This window comes from Spirosoma areae, assembly GCF_054781775.1.
Genome location: NZ_BAAGTT010000040.1, coordinates 85,450 through 110,975, shown reverse-complemented (window position 1 = coordinate 110,975; position 25,526 = coordinate 85,450). Strand labels below are relative to the sequence as shown.

The 25,526-nt window shown below is 52.1% G+C and carries 23 protein-coding genes; 9 read left to right on the top strand and 14 right to left on the bottom strand.

Going from position 1 to position 25,526, the window contains the following annotated elements:
• The first annotated feature begins 28 nt into the window (after nucleotides 1–28).
• Nucleotides 29–1,798 (top strand): pyruvate dehydrogenase complex dihydrolipoamide acetyltransferase, encoded by a 1,770-nt coding sequence (locus ACYVI1_RS23940; protein ID WP_460913377.1) that lies wholly within the window; start codon nucleotides 29–31, stop codon nucleotides 1,796–1,798.
• Nucleotides 1,799–1,864: 66 nt separating this feature from the next.
• Here the strand turns inward: ACYVI1_RS23940 and trxA are convergent, their stop codons facing one another.
• Both trxA and ACYVI1_RS23930 read right to left on the bottom strand, forming a co-directional pair.
• Nucleotides 1,865–2,209 (bottom strand): thioredoxin, encoded by a 345-nt coding sequence (gene trxA, locus ACYVI1_RS23935; protein WP_460913376.1) that lies wholly within the window; start codon nucleotides 2,207–2,209, stop codon nucleotides 1,865–1,867.
• A gap of 280 nt (nucleotides 2,210–2,489) precedes the next feature.
• Nucleotides 2,490–3,329, bottom strand: coding sequence for a cysteine peptidase family C39 domain-containing protein (locus ACYVI1_RS23930; RefSeq protein WP_460913375.1), 840 nt, complete (start codon nucleotides 3,327–3,329; stop codon nucleotides 2,490–2,492).
• A gap of 295 nt (nucleotides 3,330–3,624) precedes the next feature.
• Here ACYVI1_RS23930 and ACYVI1_RS23925 point away from each other — a divergent pair, with 295 nt between their 5' ends.
• Nucleotides 3,625–3,999, top strand: coding sequence for a helix-turn-helix domain-containing protein (locus ACYVI1_RS23925; RefSeq protein WP_460913374.1), 375 nt, complete (start codon nucleotides 3,625–3,627; stop codon nucleotides 3,997–3,999).
• Nucleotides 4,000–4,169: 170 nt separating this feature from the next.
• On the opposite strand, the gene ACYVI1_RS23920 is transcribed toward ACYVI1_RS23925, so the two are convergent.
• On the bottom strand, nucleotides 4,170–4,523 hold the full coding sequence (locus ACYVI1_RS23920) for a n-acetylglutamate synthase (protein WP_460913373.1): 354 nt from the start codon (nucleotides 4,521–4,523) through the stop codon (nucleotides 4,170–4,172).
• A gap of 92 nt (nucleotides 4,524–4,615) precedes the next feature.
• Nucleotides 4,616–5,704 (bottom strand): agmatine deiminase family protein, encoded by a 1,089-nt coding sequence (locus ACYVI1_RS23915; protein WP_460913372.1) that lies wholly within the window; start codon nucleotides 5,702–5,704, stop codon nucleotides 4,616–4,618.
• Between the two features lie 37 nt (nucleotides 5,705–5,741).
• Here ACYVI1_RS23915 and ACYVI1_RS23910 point away from each other — a divergent pair, with 37 nt between their 5' ends.
• Entirely contained in the window at nucleotides 5,742–9,002 is a 3,261-nt protein-coding gene (locus ACYVI1_RS23910) for a leucine-rich repeat domain-containing protein (RefSeq protein WP_460913371.1), read from the top strand.
• A gap of 7 nt (nucleotides 9,003–9,009) precedes the next feature.
• On the opposite strand, the gene ACYVI1_RS23905 is transcribed toward ACYVI1_RS23910, so the two are convergent.
• From ACYVI1_RS23905 to mnmA, 4 genes are all read right to left on the bottom strand, one after another.
• Nucleotides 9,010–9,693 carry an HAD family hydrolase gene (locus tag ACYVI1_RS23905; RefSeq protein WP_460913370.1) on the bottom strand — a complete coding sequence of 228 codons (684 nt, stop codon included), beginning with the start codon at nucleotides 9,691–9,693 and terminating at the stop codon, nucleotides 9,010–9,012.
• A 75-nt stretch (nucleotides 9,694–9,768) separates the two neighbouring features.
• Nucleotides 9,769–10,023 (bottom strand): hypothetical protein, encoded by a 255-nt coding sequence (locus ACYVI1_RS23900; protein ID WP_460913369.1) that lies wholly within the window; start codon nucleotides 10,021–10,023, stop codon nucleotides 9,769–9,771.
• A 65-nt stretch (nucleotides 10,024–10,088) separates the two neighbouring features.
• Nucleotides 10,089–10,793 carry a 3-keto-disaccharide hydrolase gene (locus ACYVI1_RS23895; RefSeq protein WP_460913368.1) on the bottom strand — a complete coding sequence of 235 codons (705 nt, stop codon included), beginning with the start codon at nucleotides 10,791–10,793 and terminating at the stop codon, nucleotides 10,089–10,091.
• Nucleotides 10,794–10,966: 173 nt separating this feature from the next.
• Nucleotides 10,967–12,115, bottom strand: coding sequence for a tRNA 2-thiouridine(34) synthase MnmA (gene mnmA, locus ACYVI1_RS23890; RefSeq protein WP_460913367.1), 1,149 nt, complete (start codon nucleotides 12,113–12,115; stop codon nucleotides 10,967–10,969).
• A gap of 226 nt (nucleotides 12,116–12,341) precedes the next feature.
• Here mnmA and ACYVI1_RS23885 point away from each other — a divergent pair, with 226 nt between their 5' ends.
• Entirely contained in the window at nucleotides 12,342–12,659 is a 318-nt protein-coding gene (locus tag ACYVI1_RS23885) for a hypothetical protein (protein ID WP_460913366.1), read from the top strand.
• Between the two features lie 443 nt (nucleotides 12,660–13,102).
• Nucleotides 13,103–13,579, top strand: coding sequence for a Uma2 family endonuclease (locus tag ACYVI1_RS23880; protein ID WP_460913365.1), 477 nt, complete (start codon nucleotides 13,103–13,105; stop codon nucleotides 13,577–13,579).
• A 12-nt stretch (nucleotides 13,580–13,591) separates the two neighbouring features.
• On the opposite strand, the gene ACYVI1_RS23875 is transcribed toward ACYVI1_RS23880, so the two are convergent.
• The 5 genes from ACYVI1_RS23875 to ACYVI1_RS23855 form a co-directional block, all read right to left on the bottom strand.
• Nucleotides 13,592–16,264 carry a DUF5916 domain-containing protein gene (locus ACYVI1_RS23875; RefSeq protein WP_460913364.1) on the bottom strand — a complete coding sequence of 891 codons (2,673 nt, stop codon included), beginning with the start codon at nucleotides 16,262–16,264 and terminating at the stop codon, nucleotides 13,592–13,594.
• A gap of 121 nt (nucleotides 16,265–16,385) precedes the next feature.
• Nucleotides 16,386–17,543, bottom strand: coding sequence for a PA14 domain-containing protein (locus ACYVI1_RS23870; RefSeq protein ID WP_460913363.1), 1,158 nt, complete (start codon nucleotides 17,541–17,543; stop codon nucleotides 16,386–16,388).
• A 168-nt stretch (nucleotides 17,544–17,711) separates the two neighbouring features.
• On the bottom strand, nucleotides 17,712–20,357 hold the full coding sequence (locus tag ACYVI1_RS23865) for an ABC transporter permease (protein ID WP_460913362.1): 2,646 nt from the start codon (nucleotides 20,355–20,357) through the stop codon (nucleotides 17,712–17,714).
• 123 nt (nucleotides 20,358–20,480) lie between these two features.
• The gene (locus ACYVI1_RS23860; RefSeq protein ID WP_460913361.1) at nucleotides 20,481–23,138 is read right to left on the bottom strand and encodes an ABC transporter permease; all 2,658 of its coding nucleotides are present in this window, start codon (nucleotides 23,136–23,138) and stop codon (nucleotides 20,481–20,483) included.
• Nucleotides 23,139–23,244: 106 nt separating this feature from the next.
• Nucleotides 23,245–23,583 (bottom strand): PadR family transcriptional regulator, encoded by a 339-nt coding sequence (locus tag ACYVI1_RS23855; protein WP_460913360.1) that lies wholly within the window; start codon nucleotides 23,581–23,583, stop codon nucleotides 23,245–23,247.
• Nucleotides 23,584–23,616: 33 nt separating this feature from the next.
• Between ACYVI1_RS23855 and ACYVI1_RS23850 the strand changes: the two genes are divergently transcribed.
• From ACYVI1_RS23850 to ACYVI1_RS23840, 3 genes are all read left to right on the top strand, one after another.
• Entirely contained in the window at nucleotides 23,617–24,018 is a 402-nt protein-coding gene (locus ACYVI1_RS23850; RefSeq protein WP_460913359.1) for a hypothetical protein, read from the top strand.
• Nucleotides 24,011–24,298, top strand: a complete 288-nt coding sequence (locus tag ACYVI1_RS23845; RefSeq protein WP_460913358.1) for a hypothetical protein — start codon at nucleotides 24,011–24,013, stop codon at nucleotides 24,296–24,298. The genes ACYVI1_RS23850 and ACYVI1_RS23845 overlap by 8 nt, the downstream gene beginning before the upstream one ends.
• Before the next feature lie 74 nt (nucleotides 24,299–24,372).
• Nucleotides 24,373–24,729 (top strand): DUF6597 domain-containing transcriptional factor, encoded by a 357-nt coding sequence (locus tag ACYVI1_RS23840; RefSeq protein ID WP_460913357.1) that lies wholly within the window; start codon nucleotides 24,373–24,375, stop codon nucleotides 24,727–24,729.
• 76 nt (nucleotides 24,730–24,805) lie between these two features.
• On the opposite strand, the gene ACYVI1_RS23835 is transcribed toward ACYVI1_RS23840, so the two are convergent.
• Nucleotides 24,806–25,033 (bottom strand): hypothetical protein, encoded by a 228-nt coding sequence (locus ACYVI1_RS23835; protein ID WP_460913356.1) that lies wholly within the window; start codon nucleotides 25,031–25,033, stop codon nucleotides 24,806–24,808.
• Here ACYVI1_RS23835 and ACYVI1_RS23830 point away from each other — a divergent pair.
• Nucleotides 25,032–25,493, top strand: a complete 462-nt coding sequence (locus ACYVI1_RS23830) for a hypothetical protein (protein ID WP_460913355.1) — start codon at nucleotides 25,032–25,034, stop codon at nucleotides 25,491–25,493. The genes ACYVI1_RS23835 and ACYVI1_RS23830 overlap by 2 nt on opposite strands.
• Nucleotides 25,494–25,526: the final 33 nt, after the last annotated feature.

The following is a 25,526-nucleotide window of genomic DNA, read 5'->3' as shown; positions in this document are numbered from 1 at the left end:
GTATAACCCGATACTTATATAGCTACTTATGGCTGAATTAATCCGAATGCCCAAGATGAGCGACACCATGACTGAAGGCGTCATTGCGGAGTGGCACAAGAAAGTGGGCGATAAAGTGAAATCCGGCGACGTACTGGCCGAAGTTGAAACCGACAAAGCCACCATGGACCTCGAAGCCTACGATGAGGGTACGTTGCTCTATATCGGTGTTGAAAAAGGGGCATCGGTGCCGGTAGATGGCGTTCTGGCCGTTATTGGAGCCGATGGAGAAGACTACAAAGCCCTTCTAAACGGATCAACCGGCGGTAGTCAGGAAGCACCGGCTGCAGCGGCTCCTAAGCCGGAATCAGCACCGGCGCAACCAGCACCAGCACCGAATGGGGCGGCCACCAACGAAACCGCCACTAAACTGCCCGACCCTAAAGCGGTTTCGGCAGCTCCGGCAGAGAACGTAAATGCGTCAGTGATTCGGATGCCGAAAATGAGCGACACCATGACCGAAGGCACCATTGTGGCGTGGCATAAGAAAGAAGGCGACACGGTGAAGTCGGGCGATGTACTGGCCGAAGTCGAAACCGACAAAGCCACTATGGACCTCGAAGCCTACGAAGAAGGCACGCTGTTGTATATCGGTGTGAAGGAAGGGGCATCGGTTGCCGTTGACGATATTATTGCGGTTGTCGGCGAGAAAGGTACAAATTTCAAAGTTCTGCTCGATGGCGGAACCACCCCTGCAACGGCTCAGGCCGCGACTGGCGAAGGTGGTAGCCAACAAACAACCGCTCAGCAAAACCCGCAGGCTGACCTACCCGCCAATGCCGACACGGATTTGTCGTATGGCGGTGGCACGGGTGATAGCGCTGAATCGAACGGGCGCGTAAAAGCCTCTCCATTGGCTAAACGCATTGCCGAAGAAAAGGGCATTAGCCTAACGCAGGTGCATGGCACTGGCCCCGAAGGGCGCATTGTGAAAAGCGATGTCGAGTCGTTTGTGCCCGGCAAAGCGGCTCCGGCAAATCAACCGGCTGCTCCATCACCGGCTGTTGCTCCAGCCCCTGCGGCTCAATCCGCACCAACACCTGCTCCTACGCCCGCAGCAGGGGGCGACTACGAAGATATTCCGCTTAGCCAGATGCGGAAAACAATTGCCCGCCGGTTGAGTGAAAGCCTGTTTACCGCCCCGCATTTTTACCTGACCATGGAAATCAACATGGACAAGGCAATGGAACTGCGCGGAACAGTCAACGGACTTAGCCCGGTGAAGGTATCGTTCAATGATTTCGTCATTAAAGCCGCTGCGCTGGCCCTCAAACAGCATCCGAACGTGAACTCGTCGTGGCTGGGCGATAAAATTCGGAAGTATAAGTATGTGCATATCGGGGTCGCCGTCGCTGTTGATGAAGGCTTGCTGGTTCCGGTCGTGCGGAATGCCGACCAGAAAACGCTGTCGACTATTTCGGGCGAAGTGAAAGATTTGGCTGGGAAAGCGAAAGACAAGAAACTACAGCCGAAAGATTGGGAAGGCAGTACGTTCTCTATTTCAAACCTCGGCATGTTCGGCATCGACGAGTTCACGGCTATCATCAACCCGCCCGATTCGTGCATTCTGGCTGTTGGCACGATTAAACAAACCGTGAAGTTTGAAGGCGATGCGGCTGGCGTTCCGGTCGCGAAGCCAACAAACGTCATGAAAGTGACGCTCTCCTGCGACCACCGCGTGGTGGATGGAGCTACGGGCGCAGCCTTCCTGCAAACGGTGAAGCAACTGCTCGAAGACCCGATGCGGATGCTGGTGTAGGTCATTCTCTAAAAAAAAGCCGCTCCCGAACAATCGGGAGCGGCTTTTTCTATAAAAACTAAAAACTTAAATCGTTGCGGGTTCCAAAGCGCCCTGGAGTTTTTGCTCCAGTACATTTTTGGGAACGGCACCGATTACTTTATCGACCAACTGACCATTTTTGAAAATCATCAGGGTTGGAATGCTGCGGATACCAAATTTAGCGGGCACCTGCGAATGCTGGTCAACGTCCATTTTCGCAACAACGGCCCGCCCTTCGTATTCACCGGCGAGTTGTTCAACAACCGGCCCGATCATCTTACAGGGACCGCACCATTCGGCCCAGAAATCTACTAAAACGGGTTTGTCAGAATTTATGAGTTCGTTGAAGTTCGCGTCGGTCGCTTCTACGGCATGTGTTCCTGCTGCCATGACTGAAATGAGTTTATTTAGTTGAACTTGTTTCAGCTACATAATCCGTTTTTAAGGTGATTAGTTCACCACTACGCCACCTTACACGACACACATACATGGCTAAATAGTAGTTGACAGACTAAATGAAGGGTGTTGATTGTGAAAAAAATGCTTGTGTATAATTTCAACGAAAAACCGTAGTTTTGAGCCTTCAGCACCATCTGACTAAATGCTATAAGTAATACGCCCTGCACGCCCAAACACATGGGCACCACTGCCGCAACACAAAGCCCTGATACTAAACAGAAAATACCGTGTAGGGCAGGGCCAGCAACGCCAGCCCATGTAGCCCTGAGCGTAGCGGTGGTTGCATACCCATCAGTAACGCAGTAAGTAAGCCCCCGGCAAAGTAGATCAAGCCAATATCGGTCCAACTTAACCAGCCCCACAGTTTGGCTGCTGGCGAGTTAAGCACATCGTCGCAGTTGGTTTTGCTGTTGATACGGCACAGTCGGTCGGTTAGGGCGTTTTTACTGCCCAACTGTTTAGCGACTAACAAACCACTCAGAATTAGGCCCGTTGCTTTGGTTACTATCAGAAGCCAATCGGGAGCGGTAAGGTCCTGTGCCACACTCAGAAGGACAAACAGAGAAGTTACTAAAGCGCCAATCAACAAAAATGGTTGCTTTGCTTCGTCCAGCCGTTCCTGAATGCGCTTTGTGGTATAATCGGTTTCGCCCGATTGTTCATCAGCTTCAGCCAACAGCACCACACCCGACCACTTCTTCTCAAAATCAATGAGTGACTCGGTTTTACGGCCAACACCGCTATCTGTGTATGTAATTGTATCTCCCTGTAAACCATTCACCAACACATACCAGCCGTTGTTTTTTTGGAGGTGAGCAATGAAGGGTAGGGGTAATTCGCGCAGTTGTTCAATGGTATTCAGTTGTAGCCCTGTGTTCTCAACCCGCCAATCGGTTAGTACATCGCTCAGGCTAAGCAAACTCGGAAAGTCAGGATGTTGTAATAACGACTCTTCCACGGTTGCCCGTGTCACCTTCGCCCGCAGTCCCTTCAGCAAGTCGTGGAGCGTTACGATTGCGTTCTCGTCGGTCGTGTTTAAAAGGGTATCCAAAAAAGCCATGCTTCGGGCGATTGACGACCCAAAGGTGACGCAAAAAATGGCTTGTTCTTATTCATGTTTATTCAATTTTTATTCATATTTTATTCAAGTTAAGACTACTAAATAAATTATAAACAGAAATTGGGCACATTGTGCTTGCCCCTAACTTATACATTGTTGACTATCAGTGGTTTATGAAGATTTGAGTACTTTTCTCTAATAAACATGAATGCATGAAGTTCGCAACCTTTTCCGTTATTTGTCGTCATAGCCATACACTTCATAGCCATCCCTACGCTCATCGTTTATGATTCTATCGGCCAATATCAAACAGTACCGGAAAGACAATCACATAGCCCAGGTTGAAGTAGCCGAAAAAATGCATATGAGTCAGCCAACGTATTGGCGGACTGAAAACAGCGACGAAGCCTGCGCCAAACGCCTGCCCCAGATTGCAAACGCGCTGGGAACAACACCCGACATTTTACAGAATTATCATCTGGTGCAGAACGGGAATGGAGTTGTAGAGCCTGCCGGTTGGGTGAAAGCGTTAGTAGCCGAAAAAGAGTCAATCATTCAAAAGCAAGCGGGAGAAATCACGTTTCTGAACGCTTACACGTCTTATATGCAGTCCGTTTGGAACACCTATGGCGGGGGAGAAGTATTTTCCGGTGAGCACTAATGGATTAGGTATGGTTTTGTAAGAGGCTGTCTAAATTTCATAAAAACAGGCCCGGTTTTACCCCCAACCCCCTGAAGGGGGCTTATTTCCACGACGGACAAAGCCCCCTTCAGGGGGTTGGGGGTAAAACCGGGCCAACAGAAATCTAATTTTTAGACAGCCTCTAAAACTCAGCTAATAACTTCCTCAATAATCGACTCGCCGGATGAATTATCGCCCGGCGTGGATTCGCCACCGGTCCACTGCCAGCGTTCATAGAGCCGAATTCGCCCGTCGGGAAGTTGTTCGGGTGTGGAGTGGCAACGGCCCGTCATCAACTCACCCTTTGTGTTGATGTGCTCATACCGCATATCTAAGCAGTTATCGGCCAGCACCTTAGCCAGGAGAAACCCTTTCACAATGGTCCCACCGCTGTAGTCGGCCCAGACGATTTGGTCTTGCTGATGATAATGAAACAGCGTATTGCCACTCACCTCGCCGTTGGGGGTATTTGCGACGGAGCGGAAAGTTTTGTTGTCGTACATGGACTTTAAAGAATGTAAAATGATTAATGAACAGTGTATACTGAAGTAGGGGACGAGCTATCTATTGTTCATTAATCATTTTACATTATTCATTAAACACTCGGCTCCTGCTGACTCAGGCAATGGAAACTGCCTAAGCCCCAGACAATATCGGTTGAATCGATGCCAACGATTTTGCGGTTGGGGAAGCACGCGCCGATGATGTCTAATGCCCGCTGATCGGTGGCGCACCGGAACGTCGGTACAATAACGGAGCCGTTGGTAATCAGGAAGTTGGCATAAGAAGCCGGAAGCCGAAGCCCATCGCTGAAAACGGGGTCGGGCATGGGCAGTTCGACAATCGTTAGCGGCTTGCCGTTGAGGAGTCGCATTTGTTTCAGTTCCTGATGAATTTCCTGCAAAAAGGGAAAGTTGTCGTCGTTGGGGTTCGACTCGTAGGCGGCAATAACGGTATCCTCATTCACAAACCGAACCGTATCGTCGATGTGGCCGTCGGTATCGTCGCCCACGATGCCTTCTTCTACCCAAAGCACTTGCTGAACCCCATAGTAATTGCAGAGATACTGCTCGATCTGGGCCTGCGTGAGGTAAGGATTGCGGTTTTGGTTGAGCAGACAGGCCCGGCTGGTCAGCACCGTTCCGGCCCCGTTAAACTCCACCGACCCGCCTTCCATAACAATTCCCGGCGTAACGTACTCCAGCTTCCGGTAGTGAGCAATTTGCACCGGAATCAGGTCGTCGCGGTCGTAGGGCGGGTATTTGTTGCCCCAGGCGTTGTAGCCCCAGTTCACGATCAGCCGTTCTTTTTTGGCTGGATTGATGAGAAAGGCCGGACCGTGGTCGCGGCACCACGAGTCGTTGGTGGGGTGGGGCAGGAGCGTGATGCGGCTCATATCGGCACCGGCCGCCAGCAGCCGAAGTTTAGCGGCCTGAATGACGATGTCGTTATGGGCGTTGATGCACACCTGTTCGCTCTCAGCGATGGCCTTAATAAAGTCGATGTAAGCCGGAAACATCAGATCTTGTCGGTTGCGGGTCCAGGACGCTTCGGTATGCGGCCAGCTCAGCCAGGTGGCCACGTGCGGGTGCCACTCCGGTGGAAAGAAAAAGCCCTCGCGGGCCGGAGTCCGGGTAGGATCAAAAACTTCATTTTGCGTTTCAATCAATGGCTGTATCTTCATGCGAATTTTTGAACTCGTCGGCAAAACTACATAAAATATGCACCTCAATGGATGGAAAAGGTGGCTGTTCGTGATTGGTTTCGGGTTGAGTGGCCTCAACCAAAGCCGGGCGCAGGCCACCCAAAAGGCTCTGTCAGAACTGGACCGGCTGCCCGTATGGCATCCCCATTACCGGCCATCTAATCCTGAGTTTCCGGGCGCCTTTCCCGGACAGCCCAACGCCTACGCAAGCCTGAGCGACCTGCTTCAAAAAGCGGGTGCGGGCAGTAAGATAGAATCGCTGATTATTACCAGTGATGTGCTGAAACAGGGCGGTCTGCCAGGGTTGCGTCAGTTGCAAACGGTGCGCGTGTTAGTTCTCAATAGTCTGACGCAACAACAGGCCGATTCATTAACTGAGGTTATTCAGGATTGGCCATTGCTGGAGCGATTGTCGGTCAATATAAACCAAATTACGCCCGGAAAAACGGAAACGAACCCTCTATCCACCTTGCCAGATGGTATTCAGCGGTTGCCAAAGCTGCGCGATGTTCGCATCAATTTCAGCGGAAAGAGTGCAACGTTGAGCGAGTCGATGCGTATGCTGGCCGGGCTGAAAAACCTGCGCCATCTTGAACTCACAAACTGGCAGACCATGCCTGCGCTCCAGGTGAATCTGGATCAGTTTCGTCAACTTACGGGGCTGAAACTTTATGGGCAGGGGTGGCTGATTAAACCCGAAACGTTGGCAGGATTAACGCAGTTGACCGAGTTGTCGCTGGCCAATGTTCAGCTTGATACCCTTACCTTTCGTGAGTCACTCTCTGGGTTATCGGGTCTGGAAACGCTTAGCCTGAGTAACGTCCGGCAGTTGCGAAAACTGGCATTAGGTAGTCTGAAAAACCTTAAAGCTATTGAGTTGCTGTATAATCCAGAACTGACCGTCGATGCCGCTACGTTTGCGGGTTTGTCGGGTCTGGAGCGGCTTATTATTCGAGGGTATCGGTCAGCGGAATTGTCGGGCCTCTGCCCCCTCAAAAATCTGCGTGTGTTGACAATCAGCGCCAATGGAACTAGTGGAAATAGTGATATAAAGAGATCGTCGCCTTTGCCAGAGTGCATCGGCCAACTGACACAACTCACCGAACTGCGCGTAGAAAACAGGCTGCTTGGCCAACTTCCGGCCACGATTGGCTCGCTAAATAACCTGACGCAGTTGACCCTGAATGCCTGTGGTCTTGATTCACTGCCCGCTTCAATTGGGCAACTAACCGCCCTGACGGAATTATTTTTACCTGGAAATAAATTCAGGCAACTACCGGCGCTTGGTCAACTGCAGGCCCTCCGGGAACTGACCGTTTCGAATAATCAACTGACCGCCCTGCCCGACGATATTGGTCAGTTAACGCAGTTGACGACGCTGAACGCCGACCAGAATAAACTCACGCAACTGCCCGCTTCGGTTGTTCGGCTGGTTAATCTACAGCGGCTTTCGGTGAGCAATAACCAATTGGAACGGCTCCCCGATGCGCTGGGTAACCTGCACAAACTACACTGGCTGACCATTGGCGACAATCAGTTAACGGCTTTACCCGGCAGCATAGGCCAGTTGGATTCGCTGCGAACGCTGTTCATTGGCAAAAATCGCCTGCGGACATTGCCATCCAACCTGGCCCGCTGGAAAAAACTTACGCTCCTGATGATTGGGGCTAACGAATTGACGGCGCTGCCCAGTGATTTCGGAAAACTTCGTCAACTGACCCAACTGTCAATCGTGTCCAATCCGATTACCGAATTACCCGCATCGGTCAGCGAGTTGGTAAATCTGGAATCGATCAACATTTACGGTACGCAACTGCGGTTGCTGCCCGACAACATCGGTGCGCTCACCAAACTCCGGTCGGTGGCGCTGGTCAATAACGAACTGATTGCCCTGCCAAACAGCATTGGGCAGTGGCAGGAGGTGGCCCATCTTTCGCTGGAACAGAACAGATTACAGGGCCTGCCCAACTCAATCGGGCGTTTGACTAAGCTCATGACCCTGTTGATAAGTGGCAAAGAGAAAGCGATGGAGGGCGCTACCGGCGGAATCCAGCAGTTGCCCGATAGCCTTGTGTACTGCACCCACCTGAAGCAATTAACCATTCGGCAGCAGCCGCAGGTAGACGCCGACGACGTGTTTGCCAAAGCCGCCCGGATAAAAGGGCTAACCAATCTGACGATTGCCAATTGTAATGTCAGCCGGTTACCGGCCATCGCCTGGAAAGAGGTTGCCTGGGAGAGTCTGGATGTATCCCAGAATTTGCTCACCGAACTGCCCGTCGACATCCTGGACGCACCAAAGTTACAGTTCGTAACGGTTAGCGAAAATCACCTTTCCGACGTGCTGAACCGAGGTTTTTATGGAAAAGATAATCTCCGGGTTGCTTTCGCTGAAGCGGGCGTGTTACCGCTGGGAACGCTGAGCAAACCGAATCGGAAAATAGGCATGGCCTATCAGCAGATGGCTGCCCAGAAAGGGGGGCAACGGGACTGGGAGGGTTCGCTGTCCGACCTGCAAAAAGCAATTGACTTCATGCCCGATACGGCCCTGGCCCTACCGTATTCCCAACGGGCCGAACTCCATTTCTTCCGTAAAGAATATACCGATGCGCTGGCCGATTTCGACAAAGCGATTTCCTATGCCCCGCAACTTCGCAAGGAGAAGCAGGGCGATACATTGGCTGCAAACCGTATGCTGGCTGCGCTGTGGCAACGAAAAGCCGCCGTTCTGGGCATTACGGGCCAGTATGATGCTGCCCTGGCCGGCATAACGGAGGCCGAACGGCAATTGCCCGCAACCGATAATAGCCCATTGGGCGGCCTGATTCAGACGGAACGCGGGCGGTATCTGACCATGAAGGATAAACTCACCGACGCTGATTCGAGCTATCGAAAGGCCATCCGGGCGTATGAGAAGTTATCCTATGCCGAGCCGGGCATTCGCCTGACCATTGTTGAACTTAGCGTGCTGACGGGCCAATATGACCGGGCGCAGCAGGCGTTAACGAACCTTCCCACGGAGCAAATACGGGAGGGCTATGACGTGCTGAAAGAATACCTGGCGGCCTGCTTAGCCGTGCTGAAAGAGGGTCAGCCGGGACCGCAGGCTTTGGAGGGTTTCACGGCCTACCTGGCAAAACATCCCGCCAAAATTTACGGCTGGAGTTTCGATTTGTTCGACAACTGGCTCACTAAATCCAAACTGCCAACGGATAAACGTGCGGCCCTTCGCCAACTGACCGATACCACGAAAGAGCGATTAGTTCGACCACAATAAGCCAGCGTTACCGAATAAGTCCCCGAATGGCGTCCGGCGTTAGCCCGATAAAGTCATCTACAATGAGTGATGCACCCGTGTTGGTGAGTTCGGCGCGGGTGTGGGTGGTGGCGACGGCAACAACGGCCATCCCCGCCCGAAGGCCTGCTTCGATACCGGCAAAAGCATCTTCAAAGACGACGCACCGGGCCGGAAGCACGCCTATACGTTCTGCGGCTGTGAGGTAAATTTCGGGGTCGGGTTTGCCCCGGTGAATCATGCCGGCATCTACGACGGCATCGAAATAAGGGCGCAACGGCAGCCCGTCGAGTGTGAACCGGACGTTGCTCTCTGGCGCCGAGGTGCCCACCGCCAGGCGAATCTGCTGCCCCTGCAACGCGCTCAGAAACTCCAGCAAACCCGGCGCGGGCTGAAGGTGCGGGCGATACAACTCGCGGTAGATGGCTTCTTTCTCCTCGGTCAGCACAATCAGTTCGCCGGGCGAAATTGGCCGCTGGAAAACGTAGGCCATGGCATCCGCCGAGACGCGCCCATTGATGTTGTCGATGTACTGATCTTTGGTGATGGGGCGACCGTGTTTCTGCGAAAACTGCAGCCAGGCGTTGATGTGAAAATTGGTGTTGTCGATCAAAACGCCGTCCATATCAAACAGGACAGCAAATGGCGAAGTACTCGTGGTTGTATCGGGCATGAATAGCGGGGGGCATGTAGAACCGCAAAATTTTGCGGCTTCTCTGCGTCAGCCGCAAAGAAAGCAGATTAGCCCCTAACCCTTACCGTCTAACGTCGGATTTTCTAACAGAATATCACCTGCCAGCACAGCCGCTTCATGGAGTAATTCGGTGGCAATCAGTTCGTCGGTCACGGTTTCAATGCGCTCATCGACAGCATCCAGCCGTTCGTTGTCTACAGGTGATGCCGCCTTCATACCCAGCAATAGCCGACCCACATAAAGCAGATTGAGCGAAAAACGCAGTTCGGGCAGGGCGGGGCTATGCCGGGTTTGGGGTTCAATTTGCATACGGGTAGAGTAGTTATAAGTAGCATGGCCGGGCGGGCATTCCAGCGGAAGCCCGCCCACGCTACTTACAACGCTTTGATTTTCAGGTTTCTGAAATAAACAGGTGCGCCAGCGTGTTTGCCCTGCAAGCCAATGTAGCCACGCAGGGGCAGGTCGGCGGGTGGTTTGCTGAGCCATTCCGGTACGGCCGAACCGTCGGGGTTGGTTTTGGCGGAGGTGAATGTCGACAGGTCGATGGTATTCACCAATTGATTATTGAGCACCACATAAATCATTTTTCCCTGGCAGGTAATGGTATAGCGATTCCACTCGTCGGGCTTTTTAACGATCCGTTGCTTTGTGGGTGCCTGATGCCCGAAAAACGCGCCACATTGCCAGTTCGTGGGCGATTCGGCCCATTTTTTGGCGTAATCATCGGCAATCTGAATCTCGACCGAATTTGGAATCCAGTTGGTGGTGTCGCTGGCGTGGACCACAATGCCGCTGTTGGTGCCATCGGCGGTTTTAAAGAACAGGTCGAGGATGAAATCGTCATAAGGCACGGCAGTCCAGATGGCTTTGTCGGCGGTGGCCGTCAGCACCCCTTCTTCCAGACTCCAGACGCCTTTGGGGAAACCTGCGTCGGAGAGGTCGCTGGCAAAGAGCGGTTTCCAGCCAGCACCACTCGGATTCGGATGGCCTTTGGGTGCCACACTGGACGGGGATGTTTGGGCAAAAAGCTGACTAACTAAAGCCAGTGTAAAGCCGGTAAGCAACAGGTACTTCTTCATGTAGGGGTTTTGCTGGAATAGTCAATCTGCAAAGAAAGAAGTTTTAACCACAGAGATGCGGAGTATACAGAGAAAAATTAAAAATTCCTCTAACTCTGCGGGTGGTCATGGATGGCTTTATCATTCTTCAGAATGACAAAAATAACTCTTTCTGTAAGTCCTGAACGACTTCATTATAAGCTACTTACCATAGCCAGTTGGTTAGTCCGGGCTTCGTTTTGGCGGAAGCTTTTCATAATCCAGCCCCCCCCAATCACGTCGTCGCCTTCATAAAATACGGCCGCCTGCCCCGGTGCAATCGCCGAAACGCCTTCGTGGAAAAGCACTTCGATTTTGTTGTCATCCAGTTGTGAAATGGTGGCGGGTGTGCCGGGGTCTTTATAGCGCACTTTCGTAACGGTTTCGAGCGCCCCGTCGATGCGGTCGTACTTTTGCAGATTCAGTTTGCTCACCAGCATACCGTCGCGAAACAGGTCTTTATCGACGCCCAGAACAACCTCGTTGGTATCTTTCCGAATCTCGGTCACGAACATCGGTTGCCCAAACGCCATGCCTAAGCCTTTGCGTTGCCCAATGGTGTAGAAGGGATAGCCCTGATGCTTGCCCAAAACTTTACCCGTGCCTTCCATCACGAAATTGCCCCCGGCCACTTCGGCTTCCAGACCGGGCATTCGCCGTTTCAGAAAGCCCCGGTAGTCATTGTCGGGCACGAAACAAATTTCGTAGGATTCCGATTTGGTGACAAGCTCCATAAACCCCCGTTCTTTGGCCATCTCGCGGATTTCGGATTTTCGCAGATGACCCAGTGGCAGGTTCGTCCGGCTCAAACTTGCCTGCGACACACCCCACAGCACGTAGGATTGATCTTTCAGGTTATCAACGCCTTTCGAGATGATGTGTCGGCCATTCTCTTCCCGAATATGGGCGTAGTGGCCCGTTGCAATGGAAGCACAATCCAGCCGGTCGGCCCGGCGAAGCAGGGCGTCCCATTTGATGTGGGTGTTGCAGAGAACGCAGGGATTGGGCGTGCGGCCTTCGAGGTACTCGCCCGTGAAATGGTCGATGACGTAATCGCCGAACTCCTCCCGAATGTCTAAGATGTAGTGCGGAAACCCCAGGCTAACGGCAATGTTGCGGGCGTCGTTGATGCTGTCGAGGCTGCAGCAGCCGGTTTCTTTCTTGGTGCCGCCCGAGGAGGCATAATCCCAGGTTTTCATGGTCATGCCAATGACCTCGTAGCCTTCTTCATGCAGCAGGACGGCTGCCAGCGAGGAATCAATGCCGCCACTCATGGCGACCAGAATGCGTCCGTGTTTGCTCATTGTGCGATCCGCGAGGATTCAAAGTCCTCCGATTGTGGTTTAATAAGATGCTATTTATACGCGCTTACAGTCAAAAATTTTATAATTTATACCAAACTGTAAAAAACCAGTAGAACCGCCAGTAGTTGTACCAATTTTGCTATGTTTGTCTTACGTTAAAAGCGCGTAATAGATTACAGTTCAACAATTTTCGAGATAAATCCATTCAGCGCAATCACACAAATTTATGGCCTCATCACTAAAAAATAGTAGACGCGCCTTTTATCAGTTTATTGTAACTGCCATTTTTAGCTTCAGTATAGTTAGTTGCGGCCAATCAAATGATGTAGGTTCGTCACCCGACCCCACGCCAAAAACTACCCTTTATGGCGCCGTCAATGTATATGCTGATGAGATTGCTATCGAATTTGAAGCTTATGCAAACCCCGGCGGTTCCGACACATACACTTTAAAACAGTTTAAAGTAAGTGCTCCAGGGTTTTCTACACTTTTGACTTCTCAAGCTGTCTCTCCTGAAGCTCCCCTAACAGCCACGTCAAGTTAGAAAAATCTAACCTGATCGTAACAGAAGGTACTTCAACCAGTAAAGCTTACATTAAGCCACAGGATTATTCAAAGAAGGTCGCCATTGTTGTTGCCGGTGAAAAAGGGAATGGTGAAAAGGATATTTTTACAAGACGTTATAGTGTAAAAGCCGTTGAACCCGATACGCTTGTTCGTGAATATCATATCTATTTAAAAGATGGTGCTATTATAACAACTCCACATCGACGTCTTTCATTGGCTGAACGAATACAAGAAATCGAAATAAGCCCAAAGAATTTAGTTGTCAAGGTTGAGGGTGGAAATAAATATTCTGCTATAGTTTTAAAATAGCGAGTATAGGTATGACTCCATGGAAATCGACAGGGTAGGTTTCCGCCAGACTAAACGGGACGGTTTTTTATTATCTTTGAAGACTCGTTCACTTTGGTGGTATTGATAGTTATGGAAACGCTTACTCAGCCCCTGTCAGCATATGAAACCGAACGGGGCAAACCCATGCCCAATCTTGTCCATGGCCTTATTCAGGCGAATCTTGTCTTTGAACTCAAAGTACGATACCGGACTGACTATCACATCGCCAGTGAAGTATCGTTAGCAACTTCGCCTGACGGGAGCACACCTGACGTACTCGTTTATCCAAATTTTGCCATTGATTATCAGAATCAACCTGCTAAACGTTCAGATGCTCCATTAGTCTGCATCGAAATTCAATCGCCTTCGCAGAGTAATGAGGAGATGGTTGCCAAAACGCATGTCTACTTCCAGTTTGGCGTAAAATCCTGCTGGGTGGTGTTACCAAGTTTGCGGGCCGTTATGGTGTTTGACCACCCCGGCCATTACGTATTCTTCTACGAAGATGACACACTGCGGGACCCTAACATTGGCTTTGAATTACCTTTAACGGCCATTTTTGCGTAAAATGGCTTGAACTTACTTCAAAAACCGGTACGTCATCTTCACCAGAAAGATATCCCGCGCCTGTTGGGCAAACACGTTGTCGAACAGGCTCCGGTTCAGGGGCGAAGCGAGGTCGTTGGCTACGTTGGGGGTGTTCCCCTGCGACCATACCAAATACAGTTCGGACCCTTTTCTGTATTCCCAGCGGGCTACCAGATTCGACCGAAACTGCACGAAATTAAAATCGGGCTTGCTAAAGCTGTAGTCAGTTACCCCATCGCGGTTTTCATCGACCAGATACCGGTCATTGTCAGCCCGAATGTCGCCCGCAGCAAATGACCGAAACCGCTGGTCATAGACCTTGTTGAGCGGGTCAATCACATACGCGAAATTTTTGTAGGTTGGGCGGGTAATAAACGGCTGACCGTAGTACTGAAGCGTGAGGTCGGGGGTAATGTTGTAGTTCAGCCGCAGCGTGTAGCGCATGGTTTTCTGGCTTACCTCACTCACCACCGTGCGGGTTACGCTGTTGTAGGCGGCACTGCCAACGAATTGGTCCTGCCTGCGCCAGTTGTGGCTGTACCCGGCGCTGAGGCTGATGTTGAGCGCATCGAGGGGTTGCAGGCGCAGGGTAAACGTGTAATCGCTGTTCCGCACGGTTCGCTCAAAACCCCAGGCATTGGAAAACTCCAGGTAACCCAGCACTTTTTTTCGCGTATCGGATTGAATATACCCCCAATGGTTTATGCCCGACGGCAGGCGCAGCGACGACGCGCCCCGCAGCGCATTGTTGGAGACTTCATACGGGTTCCAGGTGGTGCCGGTGCCCATTTGCCAGTTGTTCTGGAACGTGCCGTGAACGTTGGTGTTGAAGGCCTGATAGAGAAACTGCCCGCCAAAATCCCAGCGCGACCAATGATTGTAGTTGATGCGGGCCGAGCGAAAAATGGAAAACGATTTCTGGTAATGCAGCCCTGCCCAGGTGAAATGGTTGATTTCGTTAGCCGTGAGCATGAAGCCAACATCGTTGAGTTCGAGTTCGGGCGAGCGGTAGGTAAGCCCGGTTTCAAATTTAAACACCTGCCCTGATTTCCCCGACTTGCCCGCACTTTTGCCAAACCGAAACGTACCGCCCGTGCCCGTCAGCGAGGTTCGGCTGGCATCCACGTTTACCTCTGGTGCGCGGGCTCGCTGGAACAGATGTTCAAACGCCCGTTGGGTATTGGCAATAACTTCCTGAGAGCCCTGTACCTGACTGAAAACCAGATTTCCCCGGACATACCAGGTTCGGTTTTTCCAGAAATGCAGAAAATCCAGCCCGCCGGAGTAAGCGTTGGTATGTAGCTGGTGGTTCAAATTATTCTCCCGATTGACCGCCGTAAAAATGCCGCCAATGACGGTATTACCTGCATTGATGTCTTTCTGCAATCGCCCGACGAAATAACTCGTCAGGGGTTCAACGGCTTCCTGCCGACGCTGACCGTCCTGGTCAATTTCGGCCAATGTGCGCCCGGTAATGCTTTCGAGAATGCCAATGCTCCAGCCTTTTTTGGTTTTGCCGCTGAACTTAGCCGCGCCCAGAATAGCCGTGTTTTGAGGAACCTTAGCATACTGGTCTTCACCGAGCAAAGGGCTGCCGTGGGGTGAACTGCCAATCCGGCGCGAGTAAAACAGCAGGTCGGAATCATAGTCGCCCCCGGCTTCGGAACCGGTAAGCTGATAATCGAAAATATTGCGGCTTTCAATGAAAAACGGGCGACGTTCGTCAAAAAAGTTCTGAAAGCCGTCAATCCTGACCCGCGATGGGTCGGCTTCGACCTGCCCAAAGTCGGGGTTAACGGTGAAATCGAGGATAAGGTCGCTCGTAACGGCCACTTTGCCATCCAGCCCAACCGAGAGTTTTGAATCGGAGCCGGTAGCGAAGGGGTTGCCTTCTACGGGGCGGTATTTTTCGGTTTTCGCGACAACATACGGAGCGATTTCGACCTGTTTCTGGGCAGGCACATTCGTCAGACCATGCAGTTCGCCAAAGCCGCTCACCCAAACCCCCGAATTCTGGGGAATGTACTGCCAGACGGAGCGTTCTTCCTTGCGGAAGAGCCGCCTTGTTACCTGAATACCCCAGACTTTTTCAGACTCATTGCCATACCGCAACTGACTCAGGGGAATTTTTACTTCGGCGGTCCAGCCGCTGCTGTCTACATGCGTTTTACCGTACCAGATGGGGTTCCAGCTCGTGTCCCAGTTGTTGCCATTCTGCGACACAAATTCATCGCCCCGCACGCCCGACACCGACAGTGAGAACGAAAAGGCGGTGCGCTGGTCGTGGTAGCTGTCAATATTGATTTCGACCCAGTCGCCCGGAAATTCATCCCGGCGGCTCATCCGTTTAATAATCGAATCGGGGGCGGCATCAGCACACCGGTAGCCAACGTACAGGAACTTCTCGTCGTAGAGAATCTTAAAACGCGTTGGCTGCGATGGGGCTTTGCCTTCGTTGGGTTGGTATTGGGTGAACTCGCCCCCCCAGGCCACAGCGTCCCAGGCGGCTTCGTCGGGGATGCCGTCCAATTTAATTGATGCGTTACTTATCTTTTGGGTATGATATTGTTTTTTTTCAACGACGGTATGGCTTGTCGGCGGAGTTTGCGCCAGCAGACAGGTACTTATCAACGAAAAAATAGCGGTAAACGCAGCTCTATTCATGAAGGTTGCTGATGAACACATTTCTCCTGCTAATGATGCGGAAGTCAGCCGGAAAGTTGCTTTTGGGCGCAAATTAAGCCGAAATGAGACGTGAGGCTTGTTAAGATTTGTTAAGCCTTCATTAGTTATTCACGATGAACTCGACCCGGCGGTTTTGGGCCCGTTGCGCTTCGCTGGTGTTGTCGGCAAGGGGTCTGGAGCCGCCATACCCTTTGGCCGTAATGCGGGCATCAGCAATGCCGTGCCGGATGAGGTAGCTGGCTACTACTTTAGCCCGAAACTCCGACAGGGCCTGATTCAGGCGCTTGTCGCCGATGTTGTCGGTATGCCCGGCTATTTCGACCCGCAGGGCTGGGCTGGCCTGCAAGGCCCGAACCAGCTTGTCTAACTCGGCACAGGATTCGGGCAATAGTGTATAGTCACTCTGGGCAAACACAACGTGCTGCAACACCATGGCGTCGCCTGCTTTCAACTTCCCGAACGAAGGCTCTGCCGGAGGAGCAGGGGCAGCAACACCCGGAACGACTGTTGCCAGCAGGGGAGCAGGCTTCTGAACGAGCTTTGCCGGGGTGGTTGCTACTGAGTCAGTTTTACGTTTCGCCAGTGTCGATACAGGTTTAAGCGCGGGTAGTTTGGGCGTTGATGGTTTTGGTGCGGGTCGGGTAGTGGCTACCGGCAGCACTGGCAGCGGGGCAGGCTGTTGTTTCGCTGCAACGGGTGGTTTGGGTAGTGGTCGGTCGGGTTTGCTGAACAAATATTTTGCCGGAATGACCTGATGCGGTTTTGAGGCAAAGCTAAACAGTCGCCGGTCGTCGGGCGATTCCCAAAAAACCGAAATGACGCTTCCTTTCCAGTCGTTGTAGTACTCAATCCGCAGGTCGTAAAGTTGTTTACCGTTCAGCGAAATCTCGCCAACGAACTGGCTGTCGTCCTGCTTGCGCCATTCGTTGATCACGTTTTTGCCGCCAACCCACACCCGCACGCCATCGTCTACCGTTGCGCTGAACCGATACGTGCCTGATGTGGGTGCGTAGAGTTTGCCCGTCCAGCGTACTGAGAAGTATTCACGCGGCACACCGGGGCCGGGCGATTCCCAGTTCCAGTTGAAGTTAACGTCGGCGTCGGTGCGGGTCATAACTTTCCGCTCGAAGTTAGGCCCGCTGAAATACTCGCCTTTGAGGCCCGCCTGGAGGCTGGCCGCCGGTCTGGTTTTCTGCGCCCATGCCCCGCTCCCGGCCAGCCACAAACTCAGCAGGATTACCTTCCGCCACGGTCTCATACGACAGTTAATTTAGCCGTAGAGAAGTTACGTTATTTAGCTATTCGTTTGAAAATTGAGCGGTCAATTTGGTTGATTTCGGTCCAAAAAATTAGCGTAAGGGCTGAATAGCAGGGGGCAGGGGGCACGGAGCAGGGGCAAACCGTGCTCCGTGCCCCCTGCCCCCTGCTATTCGGAACGCAGGGAGTTGACGGGATTCATCAGGGCAGCTTTTAGAGTTTGGACGCTAATCGTTAGTAAGGCAATGCCAATGGCCAGCAAACCGGCCAGGCCAAACATCCACCACGCCATGTCGATTTTATAGGCAAAATCCTGTAGCCACCGGTTCATGGCATACCAGGCAAGGGGGCAGGCAATCAGCATAGCGACCAAAACCAGCCTCAAAAAATCTTTGGAGAGTAGGGCAACGACACTGACCACCGACGCGCCGAGGACTTTCCTGACGCCAATCTCTTTGGTACGCTGCTGCGCCGTGAACATCGCCAGTCCGAACAGCCCCAGACAGGCGATAACAACGGTTAGTCCCGCAAAAATGCCAAACAATTGACCCACGCGCTGCTCAGACTGGTACATGGCATTGAACCGCTCGTTCAGGAACGAATACGCAAATGGATTATCGGTTTGTGCTTTCCATCGCTGTTCCAGGGTTGTCAACAGCGTGGGTATGTCGCCAGTGCGAACCCGTAACGCCATCTGATACGGGTCGGTGCCGTAAAGCATCACCAGCGGGGCAATGCGCTGGTGCATCGACTCGAAGTGAAAGTCGTTTGTTACGCCAATAATGGTGTAGGTGCGCTTACTTTCGGGGCTGCCATCGCCCACCGTTGAGAGCCGTTTGCCGATGGGGTTTTTCCAGCCGAACTGTCGGACGGCTGCCTGATTGACCAGCACAGCGGCACTGTCGGAAGGAAACGCTTTCGAGAAGTTACGCCCCTGGCTCAGGCCAATGCCTAATGTGGCCAGGTAGTTGTCGTCGATGGTATACGTTTTGTTCCGATACGTGACTGGCTGAGCCGCTCCGTTTTCTGGCTGGAAACCTTCCGCCCCGTTATTGGAGGCTCCGGCAGGCAAATACCCGGCGAGTGTAACGTTCTGTATTTGAGCTAGTTTTACCAGTTCGGCTTTGAACGCATTGACGCTGGAGCCGAGCGTGTAGGTGTCGTGCAGAATCAGCACCTGATCTTTGTCGAAGCCTACTTTTTTGTTCTGGATAAACCGGAGCTGCTGGGAAACGACTACGGTGCCGATGATCATCCCGATAGACACTACAAACTGTATGGTAACCAGTGTGTTCCGGAGCCAGCCACTTCTGGCCCCGGCCTGCAGGCGGCCTTTCAGAACGCTCACTGGTTTAAAGGCCGACAGGAAAAAAGCAGGATAACTACCGGCCAGTAACCCAATGAATAAACAGGCCAGTCCGATACCCGGCAGCATCCATCCCTTTGTGAGCGAATTTAGCCCAAACTGCTTACCCGACAATTGATTAAAACTCGGCAGTAACACGGCCACAATGCCCAGAGCAACGACCAGCGCCATGAATGTAATCAGCACCGACTCGCTCAGAAACTGGCCAATCAATTGCCGTTGCACTGAGCCGAGCACCTTCCGAATGCCAACCTCTTTGGCCCGGCCCGCCGAGCCAGCCGTTGACAGGTTCATGAAATTAATACAGGCAATGAGCAGAATAAAAACGGCGATGGCCGAAAAAATATACACGTAGTTGATGTCGCTGTTCGGTTCGATTTCGGCCTCCAGATTCGACCGGAGGTGAATGTCCGTAACGGGCTGAAACTGAAAACTTAACTGGTCACCCTTGCGTAAAAATTCAGTCAGGCTTATTCCTAAAAACTCCTGAATTTCGGGGCCAATGTACTTCCTGACCAGTTCGGGCAATTTGGTTTTCAGCGTCTCTATGGAATAACCGGGCCGGAGAACCAGATAGGTATGAGCGCCACTGGCCAGCCATTTGTCGCGCAGGGGAATTGAGCGCATCGAGAGAAACAGATCGACGTGGAAGTGGGTATTTGTTGGAATGTTCTGGCAAACGCCCGTTACCCGAAAAAGCCCGCGTGTACCCATCGTCAGGGTTTGGCCGACAGGGTCTTGCTCACCGAAGTAGGTATGGGCTGTGGTTTCGGTGATGACAACCGTATTCGGTTCAGCCAACACCGTTTTGGGATTCCCGTTCAGCAGCGGGATTGAGAACACCTCAAAAAAATTAGAATCGGCAAAAACGACGTGTTCTTCCTTAAATCGCTCCTGGGCATGTTTAACAATGAACGTACCTTCCTGATACAACCGGGTAGTGGCTTCGATGCCCGAATAATCACGAGCTAAGGCCGCAGCCGCCGGAACCCCAACCGTAGCCGTATTGACCTCGTTTCCACCAATCTGACCATGCATGACCATGCGGAATATTCGGTCGGCTTTGGTATGGTAACGGTCATAGCTCAACTCATGAACGACGAACAGCACAATCAGCAGGCAGGTTGCCAGGCCTACCGCCAACCCTATAATGTTGATGGCAGTAAAGGCTTTGTGCAAAACCAGATTCCGCCAGGCGATTTTAAAATAGTTTCGCAGCATGTCAGGACTCAGGATGAAAGGTGAAGGATATGGGGTTGATAGTTTGGGTTTGACCAGAGGCCGTAGTAGTTTCAGCGCACTCAGGCCATACCGCCAGTTGGCTTTGCGTTCGCCTACGGTCCTGACCCAATGGGTATAAAGTTCGAGCAGGTCGCCCTGCACTTCCTCGCGGGTATCGGGGTGGCCGAAGGCGTTGAGTAGCCAGGAGGCCCAGGCAGGCGGTTTCATGATGAAGAATGGAGAATGGAGAATGGAGAATGGAGAATGGAGAATGGATAATGGATAATGAAAAATGCAGGGGGTTGATGTCAGGGCACAGGCGGGTTCATTGTACATTATTCATTCTTCATCTCATTCCGAGCGCAGTGACTTGACTGGGTTCATCAGAGCCGCTTTGATGCTGTGAAAACTCACCGTTGCCAGTGCAATCAGAATGGCAGACAGGCCAACCGCTATGAATACCCAGGCACTTATGTCGATTCGATACGAGTAGTTGGCTAACCACGCCTGCATGGCAAACCAGGCAAGGGGAATGGCAATAGCTAACGCAATGAATACCAGCTTGACGAAGTCGCGGGAAAGCAGCAGGACGATGCCGGGAATGCTGGCCCCCATGACTTTTCGGATACCGATCTCTTTAGTGCGTTGCTCAATAACCAGCAGGGCAACGGCAAACAACCCTAAGCAGGACAACAGGATGGCCACTCCCGACGCCAGACTGAAAATCTGCGACAGCATCTGCTCATTTTTATACCAGGCATCCAGGTTTTCATCCAGAAAGGACCCCATAAATTCCGATTGAGGAGCGACTTCCTCCCAGAGTTGTTTAAGCTTGTTCATTGACCCGCTCAGACTCTGCGGGGCCACCCGAACAAACACGTAATTGAGTGGCTCTGAATGCGAAAGGTGCATCGTAATCGGTTTCTTTTCATCCGTTGAGGCATACAGATGAAAATCAGAAATCACCCCAATAATTTGTGACGGGGTGCCCGTCGTATCTTTATCATCTTTCAGCAACGTACCCACCGGGTTGGCCGAACCGATCAGTTTAGCCATACTTTCGGTGACAATGACCCGATTAACCGAATCGGATGGATAAGCCGGATTAAATTCGCGACCGTCCAGAAGCCTGATGTTCAGGGTTTTGAGGTAATCGTAATCGACTAACAGCCAGTCAGTTGAAATGTCTTTTCCCTTATAGGTATAGCCAATGACTGTTCTGGACGTGACCCGATCTTTACCCTTGCCCAGGTTGACGCCTGCGCCGGTCACGGCCAGCACCGTGGGGTCATTCGCCAGCTTGTTTCGCAGTCGACCGAGCACCTGCCGCCCATTTACCCGGTTGCCTACAGGGATACTGATCACCTGTTCTTTCTGAAAGCCGAGCGGCTGCCGGCGTAAATGCTCAATCTGCTGAATGGCAATAATCGTACAGCAAATTAATAAACTGGATATGGTAAATTGGGTAACGATCAGTGAGTTACGTAGAACGCCTGGTCGTTTCAGTGTAACTTTTCCTTTGAGGACTTCTACCGTTTTGAACGTGGCCATTTTCCAGGCTGGATACCCACCGGCCACTGAGGTAACGACCGCAAAGACGCCCAGCATGACGGCAACAAAACCCGGCTGGAGCAGATGGGCCAGGTTGATTTTGGACTCAAAGGCGGCATTGAAGGCGGGCACAAGACTGTAGGCCAGCAGCGAACCAACCAGAAATCCTACGAAACAGATTAAAATCGACTCGCCCCAGATTTGAACGAATAACCCGCTTTTGAGGGCACCTAAAGACTTTCGCACGCCCACTTCCCGCGCTCGGGTGAAAGACCGGGCAATGCTCAGGTTGATGAAGTTGATCGAGGCAATCAGCAGGATAAAACAGCCGATGCCCAGCAGGGCATACACCACCGCAATGGGGGCGCCTTTCCCGCCGGCTATTTCTGTATCAAAATGAACATTAGCCAGTTTTTGCAGCCGCACCGCAAATACGTCGCCCCGCTCGTCGGGTTTCGCGCCTTTCTTCTTAAGCGTTTCGATAGTGGACGAAAAGTACTTTTGGGCAAACGACCTGAATCTCGTTTCAGCCGTCGTTTGGTCCGTATTGGCCGCTAATTTGATGAAAACGCTATGCGAGTTGGCGTCCCATTTATCTTTGTCTGCCTGATAAGTTGGGGCATTCTCGATCCGAATCAACGCGTCGCACCGAATGGATGAATTGTCTGGCAAATCGGCTAACACGCCGGTAACGATGTAGGTCTTTGGGTTGCCCTCATTTCCTGCCTGCAGGCGTTTACCGATGGGGTCTTCGAGGCCAAACACTGCCCTGGCCATGGTTTCGCTGATGACGATGCTGCTCAAATCACGCAGGGCGGTTTCCCGATTCCCTTTGTGCAGCGGAAACGAAAACAGTTTCAGGAAATCCGGGTCCGTCAGGGCGACTAATTTATCGAAATACTTGCCTTTGTACGTGACCAGACTCGTTCGTCCCGACATGAGCCGGGCGGCTGCTTCTACGTCCGGGTAGTCGGTTTTTAAGGCTGGTGTGAAGGGGAGGGGCATCCCGCCGGAACGGCTTGCCCGTTCCGGATCGTTCGAGAACAGATACGTCTGGAAAATGCGGTCGCCATCGGCATGGAACGAATCAAACGTCAACTGCCGGTAGACTGTCAGAAAGAGAAAGACACAGATGCAGAACGCTACGGAAAGACCAGCCACATTGATGGCGGCATACCCTTTACTTTTCCATAGGGTACGAAGAGCGATTTTGAGATAATTCTGTAGCATGTCAGGACTCAGGATGAAAGGTGAAGGATATGGGGTTAATCGGTTCGGTTTGGTCAGAGGCCGCAGGAGTTTCAGCGCACTCAGGCCATACCGCCAGTTGGCTTTGCGTTCGCCTACGGTCCTGACCCAATGGGTATAAAGTTCGAGCAGGTCGCCCTGCACTTCTTCGCGGGTATCGGGGTGGCCGAAGGCGTTGAGTAGCCAGGAGGCCCAGGCAGGCGGTTTCATGATGAAGAATGGAGAATGGAGAATGGAGAATTCAGGGGGTTGATGTCAGGGCACAGGCGGGTTCATTTTACATTGTACATTATTCATTATCCATTGTTCATTCCCCTCATCCACCCATCAGTTGCAGCGTTTGCGGGGGCAGCGCATTCCACAGTTCCGCACGTACCTGCTTCACTTCCTGCAACGCTTTCCGCCCGGCGGCTGTGACGGTGAAAAACCGCTTTCGCCGACCACCCCGCTCGGCCGTAGCCCCACCCATTTGGGACGTCAGGAACCCTTTTTCGGCTAAGCGTTGCAGGGTTGTATGGACCGTGCTGAACCCAACTGCGCGGCCCGTTTTCTGCTCGATTTCCTGCGTAACCGAAACGCCATAAGCCCCTTCGCTGAGGATGGCTACCGTGAGCAGAACTACCTCTTCAAACTCTCCCAGAAAGGCTCGTTTCATTGCCTGTATATATTATACGATAATGTCGAACAAATGCAGTGCCAACAGTTTAATAATGGCTCTACGTGCTCAAAACGCAGTTGCGAAGAGAGTCTGACCTGGAATGATGTCCGTTTTTGGACATTCATCCGTCCGATAGTGAACGGCAGGAGATGGGGTAAAGCGTATGGGGAAATTTCAGCCGAACGACTGCCCGTATTGGGCCGAAGTTTGTTATCTTTGAAAAAACTCGGTCAGGCTATGGAAGCGGTTATTGAACACCCTGTTGGCGACGAATTTCAAGACGAAAAAATGTCCAGTTATAATCATTCCGTTTTACAGAGCCATCTGGCTTTTTTACTATTATCAGTTTATCGCAATCAATATAGTATCCTAACCGAACTTGACTTTGATTTTGCCTCTGGCAAAACCCGGCCCGACCTGCATAATGCCTAAGCGCAAAACCAATTGGCTGGCCGATGAAATCATTGTGCAGGAGGTGCCCCTGACAACCATTGAAATTCTTCCTCCCGAGCAAGGCCTGAATAGCCTGAGCGACCGCATCTACAAAAAGCACTTTCCGGCGGGCGTTAAATCGGTTTGGTTAGTGGTGCCTACGGTGCAAACCGTTTCTATTTTGCTTCCTGATCGTCGTCAAATCAATGTTGCGGAGGGCGTATTAACCGACCCCGTAACGGGGATTCAACTCAAGCTGAGCGAAATTTTTGAAGGATAAAGTTCCGTATTGATACCAATAGCACTACCAGCCCGAATAAATTCGCCCGGTTGCCTACCCACGCCCTTCGGTGAATGCCCTACCCGTTGTATAATATTGACCCCGTTCTGAAGCCATTTGTGAAGGTGATTTGCTCCATCGAACGGGATGGGCCAATTGTTTCGTCGGGGCCATTGCGGGTGCTGCCTGATACTCGTGTGGAGCTTTTTGTTAATTTCTGCAACCCCCAGCACGCCACGTCTTCGAGCGGGGTTATGACCCCGCTGGGCCGGAGCTTTATTACCATCCGCCTGAACCAGTTTATGGACGTTCAGACGCAGGGAAATGTAGGCTTTGTGTCGGTTTGCTTCGCGGGCGGTAGTGCCTGTCCGTTCTTTCCGGTGCCGATGCACAACATGACGAACCAACTCATCGACCTGCGGGATGTATGAGGGCCATGTGTTCATGACATGCAGGTACACGTCGAGGAGGTTAAAACGACGGTCCAGCGGGTGCTTATCATCAGCCCTATCTGATTGCCCACGAAAATCGGGAAAACCGGATACGGGCCGGTCGGCCGCTGCCGTTGACTTCAGTATTGGGCAAATCAGGCAGGCCAATGGGCAGCTTTCGCTGGAAGAGGTAGCCCGTCGAACGGGTGTCAGTAATCGGCAACTGGTCAGGCGGTTCGTAAGGCTCTATGTAGTATATTACCCACCATGAGGCTGCGGGACATCCGTCTGATGGGTAAATCATGCAAACAATCAATCGACAAATCCGGTCTGGCCTGATCCTGTTTTGGGCGCTCTATTTTTCCATTGTGCTGCTCAGTAACAGTGCTGACGCCCTCAAGGCCCTGGGGCTGCTTCCGTCCAATTGGCCGTTTGCTTCGGGAAATTTCGGCCTCATTCAACAGGTTATCGGCGTGTATGGGTTGCCGGTTTTTGTGGCGGGGCTGCTGTTTGCGGGGGTTATTGTCTGGCAGGGGTTTGGCATGATGGTTTTTTGGAAAGCATTCATCGGAACCATCCGGCAAACCCCAAACGAGAAAGTCCTTGTGCATCAGGCCCTCGGCATCACCATTGGCCTGTGGGCCGCTTTCATTCTGGCCGATGAATTCTTCCTGGCTTATACACTCGGTGGCTTATCTGCCACGCATTTCAGCCTGTTGCTTGCTGAACTGGCTACGTTTATTCTGATTCGACTGCTGGAATAGTATAACCTATTTTCTTCCCGCTTTTACTTCAGA